The sequence below is a fragment of the Streptomyces sudanensis genome, assembly GCF_023614315.1.
GTDB lineage: Bacteria > Actinomycetota > Actinomycetes > Streptomycetales > Streptomycetaceae > Streptomyces > Streptomyces sudanensis.
This window is the reverse complement of the sequence record NZ_CP095474.1, coordinates 3,357,557-3,363,471: the sequence shown is the minus strand read 5'-3', so window position 1 is coordinate 3,363,471 and position 5,915 is coordinate 3,357,557. Positions and strand designations below refer to the sequence as shown.

General features: G+C 76.5%; 5 protein-coding genes and 1 pseudogene. 2 read left to right on the top strand and 4 right to left on the bottom strand.

Annotation, left to right across the window (positions count from 1 at the left end; translation table 11 throughout):
- Together MW084_RS15700 and MW084_RS15695 are read right to left on the bottom strand one after the other, a co-directional pair.
- Positions 1-84, bottom strand: a pseudogene (locus MW084_RS15700) (pantoate--beta-alanine ligase); the annotation flags it as partial.
- Between the two features lie 385 nt (positions 85-469).
- Positions 470-1,414 (bottom strand): Rossmann-like and DUF2520 domain-containing protein, encoded by a 945-nt coding sequence (locus tag MW084_RS15695; protein ID WP_039829159.1) that lies wholly within the window; start codon positions 1,412-1,414, stop codon positions 470-472.
- Between the two features lie 158 nt (positions 1,415-1,572).
- Between MW084_RS15695 and MW084_RS15690 the strand changes: the two genes are divergently transcribed.
- Entirely contained in the window at positions 1,573-2,949 is a 1,377-nt protein-coding gene (locus MW084_RS15690) for a threonine aldolase family protein (RefSeq protein ID WP_275563641.1), read from the top strand.
- A 246-nt stretch (positions 2,950-3,195) separates the two neighbouring features.
- The gene (locus MW084_RS15685; RefSeq protein ID WP_010470334.1) at positions 3,196-4,293 is read left to right on the top strand and encodes a DUF5937 family protein; all 1,098 of its coding nucleotides are present in this window, start codon (positions 3,196-3,198) and stop codon (positions 4,291-4,293) included.
- A 212-nt stretch (positions 4,294-4,505) separates the two neighbouring features.
- Here MW084_RS15685 and MW084_RS15680 read toward each other — a convergent pair whose 3' ends face one another.
- Together MW084_RS15680 and MW084_RS15675 are read right to left on the bottom strand one after the other, a co-directional pair.
- A complete protein-coding gene (locus MW084_RS15680) occupies positions 4,506-5,111 on the bottom strand; it encodes an AAA family ATPase (protein ID WP_010470335.1) in 606 nt (201 codons plus the stop codon).
- Positions 5,111-5,791 carry a response regulator transcription factor gene (locus tag MW084_RS15675; RefSeq protein ID WP_010470336.1) on the bottom strand — a complete coding sequence of 227 codons (681 nt, stop codon included), beginning with the start codon at positions 5,789-5,791 and terminating at the stop codon, positions 5,111-5,113. The genes MW084_RS15680 and MW084_RS15675 overlap by 1 nt, the downstream gene beginning before the upstream one ends.
- Positions 5,792-5,915 lie beyond the last annotated feature (124 nt).

Sequence of the window (5,915 nt, the reverse complement as noted above, 5' to 3'; positions counted from 1 at the left end):
GCCACGCCGCGCGGCCCGCACCAGCGCGGCGTGGCCCTCGTGGAGCGCGCCCATGGTCATGACGACGGCGACCCGGGGGGCGGGGGCGGGCNNNNCCACGGACGCCGCAGCCGCCCCGCCCCCCGCGGCCGGCTCCGCCCGCTCTCCCCGGGCGGAGGCGGCCGCGGGGGGCGCGGGGCGGCTGNACCGTCCGTGGGGGATGCGATGTCCGTGGGAACTGCGGCGTCCGTGGGGACTGCGGCGTCCGTGGGAACTGTGGCGTCCGTGGGGGATATGGCGGGCGGGATGGCCGTGGTGTCGGGGTGTTNNNGGGCGGGTGTGCTGCCCGGGGGCCGGGTGGCGTCCGGGGCGGACCGGGTCCGGGCCTGCTCCATGAACCGGTCCAGTGCCTCACGGGTGTGGACGAGCGTGACACCGGGGCGTGCGCCCGGGGCCTCGCCGGGCGTCCCGGCGGCGTGCGGCGTCGGGCTCATCGGCCGGTGTCTCCTTCCGGGCCCCGGTCGTCGGGGCGTCCTTCGCCGGCGGGTCCCGCGGCGAGGACACCCAGCAGGTCCTCCGCGAGTTCGGGCTTGAGCAGGCCGTGCGCGAGGGCCCGGTCCGCGGTCGAGCGGGCCATCGCCAGGTAGCCGGCGACCGTGGCCGGGGCGTGCTTGCGCAGCTCCGCGACGTGCGCGGCGACCGTACCTGCGTCACCGCGTGCGACGGGCCCGGTCAGGGCGGCGTCGCCGGACCGCAGCGCGTTGTCCAGGGCGGCGCCGAGGAGCGGGCCGAGCATCCGGTCGGGCGCGCCCACCCCGGCCCTGCGGAGCAGCTCCATCGACTGCGCCACCAGGGTGACGAGGTGGTTGGCGCCCAGCGCGAGGGCCGCGTGGTAGAGGGGGCGGGCCTCCTCGGCGATCCACTCGGGCTCGCCGCCCATCTCGATGACGAGGGCCTCGGCGGCCAGGCGCAGCTCGTCGGGCGCGGTCACCCCGAAGGAGCATCCGGCGAGCCGCTGGACGTCGACGGCGGTGCCGGTGAACGTCATGGCGGGGTGCAGGGCGAGCGGCAGGGCGCCGACCCGGCGGGCGGGGTCGAGCACACCGGTGCCGTACCGGCCGGAGGCGTGCACCAGGAGCTGACCGGGCCGCACCGCACCGGTCCGCGCGAGCCCCTCGACCAGCCCGGGCAGGGCGTCGTCGGGGACGGTCAGCAGGACCAGCTCGGCCCGCTCCAGTACCTGCGCGGGCGGGACGACGGGCACGTCGGGCAGCAACTCGGCGGCGCGCCGACGGGACGCGTCGGACACACCGGAGACGGCGACCGGGCGGTGTCCGGCGAGCCGGAGGGACGCGGCCAGGGCGGGTCCGACCCGGCCCGCGCCCACGACGCCTACGGTGAGCCTGGCGGGGCGGGGCTCTGCTGGTGGATTCACGTGGCGACGGCCTTCCGTTCCAGTCCTCGGTGGGTACCGGACGATTTCCCGCCATGCTACGCCAGCGCCCCACGGCCGCTTCCGCACCGTCCACAGGGTCCCCGGACCGGTCTGACAAACCCACGCGCCTGTGGACGACGTGGGGGCATGATCCCGGCATGAATGATGCGATGGATGACGGCGGCCCCCTCGGACGAGCGGACGGGGCCGCGGCGGAGCGGCCGGAGGCGCCGGAGGGCGCGACGTACGGGGAAGGGGTGAGGGACCGGGACGGTGAGGACCGGGACGGGCGGGCCGCGCGGCGGCGTGAGGGCCGGAGCGGGGGCGGACGGGACGACGGGGAGGAGGACCGGGACGGGGAGGAGACGGAGGACCGGGACGGGGAGGCCGCGCAGCGGCGGCGCCGGATCGCGGCGTGGCGGGCGGCCGGGCGGCTGCTGCACCGGTCGCCGGCGGAGGCGACACCGGGCGAGTGGCTCGCGGTACTGGCCGCGGAGGGGCCGTCGGTGTACGACCTGGACGCGGGCGTCGACCTGTACGGGGACGGCGTCGTCGAGCACCTGGAGCGGCGGGTGGCGGAGCTGCTCGGGTTCCCGGCGGCGGTGTTCTTCCCCACGGGGACGATGGCGCAGCAGGTGGCGCTGCGGTGCTGGGCGGGGCGCACCGGCAACCGGGTCGTGGCGCTCCACCCGCTGGCCCATCCGGAGGTGCACGAGCGGGGCGCCTTGGGGGCGGTGACCGGGCTGCGGACGGTCCACCCGACGCGCGCCGGCCGGCTGCCGACCGCGGACGAGGTGCGGGCGGTGGAGGACCCGTTCGGGACGCTGATGCTGGAGCTGCCGCTGCGCGACGCGGGGTTCGTGCTGCCGGCGTGGGAGGAACTGGAGGAGGTGGTGGAGGCCGCCCGGGAGCGGGACGCGGTGGTGCACTTCGACGGCGCGCGGCTGTGGGAGACGACGGCGCACTTCGGTCGGGGCCTGCCGGAGATCGCGGGCCTGGCGGACAGCGTGTACGTGTCCTTCTACAAGTCGCTGGGCGGGCTGTCCGGGGCGGCGCTGGTGGGGCCGGAGTCGTTCGCGGAGGAGGCGCGGGCGTGGCGCCACCGGTACGGGGGCGGCGTGTTCCAGCAGCATCCGGCGGCGCTGGCGGCCCTGCTGGGTCTGGAGCGGGAGCTGCCGAGGCTGCCGTCGTACGCGGCGCGGGCGCGGGTCGTGGCGGCCGCGCTGCGGGAGGGCTTCGAGGCGGCGGGGGCGGTGTGGTTCCGGGTGCACCCGGAGGTGCCGCACACCCACGAGTTCCAGGTGTGGCTCCCGTACGCGCCGGAGGTCCTGACGGAGGCGGCCGTCCGCCAGGCCGAGGAGACGGGGACGGTCCTCTTCCGGCGCTGGTCCGAGGGGCGGGCGGGCGGTCCGCCCGGTGTGGCGATGACCGAGGTGACGGTCACGGCGCCGGGCCTGGAGTGGACGGCGGACGACGTGCGGGAGGCGGTGGCGGTGTTCATGGAGTCGGTGCGCCGGGTGGTACGGGAGGGGTGAGCGGCGGCCGTCCGGGCGGCGGGGCGGTACCGGGGCGGCGGAGGAGGTCCCGCAGGGGCGTGGTGCCCGGCGGGGGCGGGGCGGGCAGGTCGTGCCGGACGGCACGGTAGGAGTCGAGGAGGTGCTGCTGGATCGCGTTCATGGAACCAGGCTGCGGTGGCCGCGGCGGCGGGGGCGCGTCGATTGACGAGGCTCGTCAAGCGACCGCCCGCTCCGTCCGGCACACCGCACCATGGGGAGGTGAGCGTGACGATAGACATCACCGGCCTGCCGCCCGAGCGGATCGGCTTCGCGATCTCTCCCCTCGCCGAGCTGGGCATGGCCCTGCACGCGCTGGCCGAGCCGGAGCACCACCCGGGGCTGCATGGGTGGGCGACGGCCACGGCCGCGGGCCTCAAGCCCGACCTGGCCGACCGGCTCCACGAGGCGAACTTCCTGTGGACGGCGACGATGTCGGACGTGTTCCAGCCGTACGCGGGGCTGCCGGGCGGGGACGGCCGGCCGGGGGCGACGCTCGCGGAGGAGCTGGACCTGCTGGACCGGCTGGACGAGGAGCGGTTCGTCGGGGCGGCACTGGAGTTCACCTGCTCCTCCTACATGGAGGGGGCGCCGGTGCGGCCCGCCCGCGCACTGGAGCTGGCCGCCAACCGGGGGCCCCGGCAGCTGGAGTTCACCCGCCGGCTGCTGGACGACCCGAGCGGGGTCCGGTCGTGGCTGCGGCGCCTGTTCGAGGACTGCGACCGGGCGTTCTTCTCGGACACCTGGCGGCGGGTCGGTCCGGGGCTGGCGGCCGACGCGCGGGAGAAGGGCGAGCTGCTGCGCCGCAGGGGCCTGGCCGAGGCGCTGCACGCGGTGTCCCCGGTGGTCTCGGTCGAGGAGGAGGGGGCGCGGCGGCGCATCCACGTGGACAAGATGGCGCACGGCCGGACGACGGCGGTGGACCCGGAGGTCGGGGCCGGGGTGGTGTTCGTGCCGACCGGCTTCGGCTGGCCGCACCTGATGGTGCTGCACGCGCCGGGCTGGCGGCCGGTCGTGCAGTACCCGGTCGGCGCGCCGTCCGTGCCGGGCCCGGCGCCGGTGGAGCTGCTCCAGCGCCGCATGGACGCGCTGGCCCACCCCATGCGGATGCGCCTGTGCCGGCAGCTCGCCCGCGGCTCGTACACGACGAGCGAGCTGGCCGACACGTACGGGATCACCTCGCCGGAGGTCTCCCGGCACCTGTCGGCGCTGAAGAAGGCCGGGCTGGTGACGGTCCGCCGCCGGGGCCGCTACGTGCTGCACCAGCTGGACGTGGCGGCGGTGGCCCGGATCGGCAGCGACTTCCTGGAGACGGTGCTGCGCTGAGAGCCGTCCCGCGGCTCGGCTCGGGAAGGCGGCCGGCCGCCGTCGCCGGACCGGCCTGCCCGGTTCCGGTGTGGTGCGCGGAACCCACCGGCGGATTCGACGGCGGCCCGCCCGGCCGGTCGGTTCGGGCACCGGCGGGCGGCCCGGGGACCCGCGGGACGGCCCTCGGCCGTACCGCCCGGCCGGGCCGGCCGGCCTCCCCGGCGGTGCGGTCACCCGAGCCTGATGTGGCGCAGGCCGACCCCGGCGCGGTACAGCCGGTGCCGGAGCGGCCCGTACGTGTCGGGCAGCGGGCGCAGTCCGGCCAGGGCGGCCACGGTGTCGGCGACCTGCGGGACGGTCAGGCGGTCGGTGTGGACGTGGTGGGCGAACTCGGGGCGGGAGAGCCGTTCGAGGCAGTGGTCGAGGCGGGCGACGGCGAAGCCCTCCCGCTTCAGCCCGCGTCCCGGCCCGCGCTCGGTGAGCCGCCGCAGGACCGTCTCGCGCCGCGCGAGCAGCGCGAAGTGGTGCACCTCGTGCCCGTCGGCGCGGAGCCCGCCGACGATCTCGTCGAAGTAGCCGGGATCGACGAGGGTCATCGGGGCGATGACGGGTCCGGTGCCGTGGCGGCGCAGGACCAGGTCGAGGACCTCGCGGACGCCCTGCCGCCAGGCCCGCAGGTCCTGGAAGTCGCCGCGCAGCGGCCGCGGGGTCATGCGGTGCAGGCCGAAGCCGACCTCCTCCGGGTCGCACACCACGCTTCCGGGCAGGCGGCGGCGCAGTTCGTGGGCGGTCTGGGTCTTGCCCCCGCCGAAGGGGCCGTTGAGCCACAGCAGCATCAGGAGGTCCTTCCCCCGCCGGCGCGGACCAGGCCGGTCTCGTAGGCGAGGACGACGACCTGGACGCGGTCGCGGAGCCCCAGCTTGGTGAGGATGCGGCCGACGTGGGTCTTCACGGTCGCCTCGGACAGGACGAGGCGGGCGGCGATCTCGCCGTTCGACAGGCCCTGGGCGACGAGGAGCATGACCTCGCGCTCGCGGTCGGTGAGGCGGGACAGCGCCTTGTGCTCCGGCTCCCGGCCGACGCCGCCGGGCAGCATCGGGGAGAACCGGTCCAGGAGCCGGCGGGTCGTGGAGGGCGCGACCACCGCGTCCCCGCTGTGGACGGCGCGGATCGCCGCGAGCAGCTCGGCGGGCGGCACGTCCTTGAGCATGAAGCCGCTCGCCCCGGCCTTCAGCCCGGAGAAGGCGTACTCGTCCAGGTCGAAGGTGGTCAGGATGAGGACGCGGGGCGCGCCGGGCTCGGCACAGATGCGGCGGGTGGCCTCCACCCCGTCGAGCTTCGGCATGCGGACGTCCATGAGCACCACGTCGACCGGTGTCGACCGCAGCACCTGGAGCGCCTCCACCCCGTCGCCCGCCTCCGCCGCCACCTCCATGTCCGGCTGGGCGGCCAGCACCATGCGGAAGCCGGTGCGCAGCAGCACCTGGTCGTCGACGAGCATCAGCCGGATCGTCATGTCTGGGTCCTGTTCCTGGTGGGAGCGGGGCCCCGCGGCGGTCCGCGGTGATCCGCGGGGCCCGCGGNNNNGGNNCNCGTCTCTTCTACAATTCTCCGAGCCTCCTGCTGATAGATATTTGCCG

Bases quoted from the DNA above. Each gene is read 5' to 3' on its own strand.
- MW084_RS15690 (WP_275563641.1), top strand. From the start codon at position 1,573: ATGAATGATGCGATGGATGACGGCGGCCCCCTCGGACGAGCGGACGGG.
- MW084_RS15680 (WP_010470335.1), bottom strand. From the start codon at position 5,111: ATGCTGCTGTGGCTCAACGGCCCCTTCGGCGGGGGCAAGACCCAGACC.
- MW084_RS15675 (WP_010470336.1), bottom strand. From the start codon at position 5,791: ATGACGATCCGGCTGATGCTCGTCGACGACCAGGTGCTGCTGCGCACC.